The sequence below is a fragment of the Aquiflexum sp. genome (assembly GCF_041751335.1).
Classification (GTDB): Bacteria; Bacteroidota; Bacteroidia; order Cytophagales; family Cyclobacteriaceae; genus Aquiflexum.
On record NZ_JBGSXS010000428.1, the window covers coordinates 1 to 3,964 of the forward strand.

Below are 3,964 nucleotides of genomic sequence, written 5' to 3' on the forward strand. Positions count from 1 at the left end.
GGAGGAGGAGATTGAGAAGGCTTGTAGGGTGATTTTGGAGGCGGTTGAGGAAGAGGAAGGGTGATTTTACAGTCTTAGATTGAATAAATTGAGTAGAGGGGTTCACCTTGTAATTTCGAGTCTTTAACATTTTATAAATGTTCAGAATAGGTAATGACATTGAGGTCAGTCTAATTTGGTCTCGGCAAGCTCGACCACCGGGGTAGTCGTGCGGGGAGGAGGTAGGGATGGGAAAAGCGGTGACGCCGCTTTTCCCATCCCTACCTCCTTAATTACCCAAATTCTCCGTTCCCCGAGCTTGCCGAGGGGTATTTTACATTTATGTCATTGGTACGAAAGAAGAAATCTAGAAATCTAAGGGAAAATTAGACCAATAAACAGTTTCCTGTATTTTAACAATTCGGTAATCGTCAAATTTCCGATTATCTATTTATTTTTTAACATATTCAGTTTTCCCGACTTTAATTTGTATACCCTATATTTGCCCAAGTTTTCCCACCCAATTAACCCTCATGAAAAAACTCCTCTTTGCCCTAATCATCCTGTTTTTTGTCATCATTGCCGGCTATCAGATTGTCAAATACCAATTCGGACCAACCTATTCTGGCGAGATTGAAATCACCGGACTTTCTGCAGAAACAGAGGTGTATTTTGATGATTACGGTGTTCCGCATATTTATGCCCAAAATGCCAAAGATGCCTATATGGCATTAGGATATGTCCATGCACAGGACAGGCTGTTTCAAATGGAAATGACACGCCGGGTCGGAACGGGAACTTTGGCGGAACTATTGGGTGAGGATTTGCTGGAAGTGGATAAATTCTTCAGGACTTTGGGTCTGCCCAAACATGCTGAATGGACAACTGAAGAATGGGACAAGGCAGGAAACTCTGAATGGAAAACTGCAGCCGAGGCCTATGTGAGAGGTGTTAACCATTTTATACAAAACGGAAAACTTCCCCTTGAATACACCCTATTAGGTTCCAAACCGCGGGAATTCACCATCAATGACATCCACGCCATTACAGGTTATATGTCATTTACATTTGCCATGGCGATGAAAACCGATCCCCTTGTGACCTATATGGCCAGAAAATTGGGTCCTGATTATATGAAGGTTCTTTCGGTACACACCCTGCCGGAACATCATGTCATTCCCAACAATTACCCTGAAAGGGATCCGTACAGTGGTGAAATGATGTTGGACAATAACCTTTCGACCTTATTGAATAAATTGCCTGTACCTCTACTTGAAGGAAGCAATGCGTGGGTAATTGCTCCGGATAGAACCGCATCAGGTGCAGTCCTCTTTTGTAATGATACCCATATTGGATTTTCTCAGCCTGCTGTTTGGTACGAATCTCATTTAGAGTATCCTGGCTTTAGCTATTATGGCAATCATATTGCAGGAATCCCTTTTGGCTTTGTAGGATACAATACCCACCATGCCATAGGTCTGACCATGTTTGAAAATGATGATCAGGATTTTTATGAAGAAAAACTTAATCCAGATAACCCCAATGAAACTATTTATGGAAATGAATTCCGACCCATAAAAAAAAGAACTGAAACTATCACAGTCAAAGGAAAAGACCCTGTAACCTTAGAAATCAAAGAATCCATTCATGGTCCCATCATGAATGAAGTCATCCCTGAAATTGCAAAACTGACAGATAATCCGGTTGCTTCTTGGTGGGTGTATACCCAAGAACCAACTAGGGCGCTGGAAGCCACCTGGAAAATGGGCAGGGCAAAAAATATCCAAGATACAGAGAAAGCGGTTCGACTAATCCACGCTCCGGGACTCAATGTCATGTATGGAGACAAAGACGGAAATATCGCTTGGTGGGCAGCGGCTAAGCTGCCTGTAAGACCTGAAGGTATCAACAGCAAGATTTTTTCAGATGGTAGCAATCCCGCCAATGATATCACCCAATGGATTCCTTTTGAAGAAAATCCAATGAGCATCAATCCAGCATCAGGTTTTGTAGCCACTGCCAACAATCAGCCTGATACCTTAAGCAACGGTACATTCTATCCAGGCTATTATTATCCCGGAGACAGGTGGAACAGGATTGCAAAAACCATCACATCCAGAAATGATTGGACCAAAGAAAACATCAAAGCCCTTCAACTGGAATCCATCAATGAAACCCAGCCTATCAATGTAAAAAGCATGTTGGCAGCAGTAGATTTATCAGTATTCAAGGGCATGGAATCTGCCCAACAGGCACTTGAATCTTGGGATGGTAGTCATAACATTGAAGACATCGCGCCTACTATCTATTATAAGTGGATTTATCACAGCCTCCATGCCATGATGGTAGATGAGTTGGGTGAGGATTATTTCAACAACTTTATTAATACATTTTTGTATATCAGAAGTTCATCCAAATTAATCCTTTCGGAGGATTCTCCTTGGTGGAATAATGTAAACACAAGCCAAAATGAGAGCAGAAAGGAAATACTCCAAAATGCTTTAGGCAAAACCCTGGAGGAACTCAAAGCACAATTAGGAGACAATCCTGAGAATTGGCAATGGAAAATGGTAGTTGAATTGGAACATCCCCACCCGCTTGGAGCCAAAAAGCCCTTGGATAAAATCTTCAATGTCAAAGCCCCTCCAGTTGCCGCAAATGAAGAATCTGTCAACAAAATGGCCATTACCATCAATCCTGATGGGATCTATAAAGTCAACTCAGGACCAGCACTTCGGGTTATCATCGATTTCTCAAATGTTTCCACAGGAGAATCCATCCTCCCCACCGGCCAAAGCGGCAACCTCTTCAGCCCCCACTATAGCGATCAGGCAGAAATGTACGCTCATGGCATTTATAGGCCGATGTTGATGGAAGAGACGGTGATCAAGGAGAAAAGGAAGTTACTGATGAAGCCTTGATGGAGTTGGCTTTCTTAGTCATTTCGATCCCGATGGATATAGGGAGAGAAATTTATACCTTCAATCGGGCAATCAGACCTCTATCCCGTACTGGTGTCGGGATCGAGGTGACAAGGATAAGCTATTTGATAATCTTCGATGTTATTTCTTGGTTCAACTGCTAAGAATGCCTCGCCTTGTCATTTCGACGGCAGGAGAAATCTACAACCCTAAGTCCTATTTGATGCAAGGACTATCATGATTGGAACCCTTCTTTAATTTTAGTTTACCATCATCATTGGCAACCAATCAGAAGCTCAAAGATTTAAAAGCCCCTTAAAAAAACCAATTTCCTGATTTCATGGTTTAAACATAAGACCTAACCAATCCCTAACAAACAGAAAAGCTCAAAACAACAACAACCAAAACACCATGACCTCAAAACCAACAAAAACCTACCAAGTCTCCAAACCGGAAGAAGAATGGAAAAAAGACCTTGACCCGGAAAGCTACCATGTCCTACGGGAAAAAGGAACTGAAAGACCCTTCACCGGCCAATACTACCTCAACAAAGAAACAGGCATCTATGAATGCAAAGCTTGCGGCAATGAGATTTTTCATTCATCCTCCAAATATGACAGTGGCTGTGGCTGGCCATCCTTCACCGAACCCGTCAAACCTGGAGCCATTGAGGTAAAAATGGACCACAGCCATTTTATGGTGCGGGAGGAAATACTATGCGCAAATTGTGGTGGTCATTTAGGTCATCGGTTTCCTGATGGACCAAAGGATAAAGGAGGGATTAGGTATTGTATCAATTCGGTGAGTTTGGGGTTTAAGGGGGAGTGATTATTTCTTCCCTACTTCAGTTCCCGGTATTTTCATCCTTTAAGACCCAACTATTTCAAACAAAAATCTCCAACATAATTCCAAATTCTTCGAATAACCAACCATTTACTAATTGACCTAAAAATTTTTATAATAATTGTATTAAACATTATGTTTATTTTTTAAATTTAGGACAATTGATTTAAGGGAATAGACCATACAATTTCTTTATAATCAAGAAGCGAAAATTTCTATCC

The 3,964-nt window shown here is 41.6% G+C and carries 2 protein-coding genes; both read left to right on the forward strand.

Annotated elements, in window-relative coordinates:
- Positions 1-512: 512 nt before the first annotated feature.
- The gene (locus ACEW8U_RS22670) at positions 513-2,900 is read left to right on the forward strand and encodes a penicillin acylase family protein (protein ID WP_373524338.1); all 2,388 of its coding nucleotides are present in this window, start codon (positions 513-515) and stop codon (positions 2,898-2,900) included.
- A 411-nt stretch (positions 2,901-3,311) separates the two neighbouring features.
- On the forward strand, positions 3,312-3,728 hold the full coding sequence (gene msrB, locus ACEW8U_RS22675) for a peptide-methionine (R)-S-oxide reductase MsrB (RefSeq protein WP_373524339.1): 417 nt from the start codon (positions 3,312-3,314) through the stop codon (positions 3,726-3,728).
- Positions 3,729-3,964 lie beyond the last annotated feature (236 nt).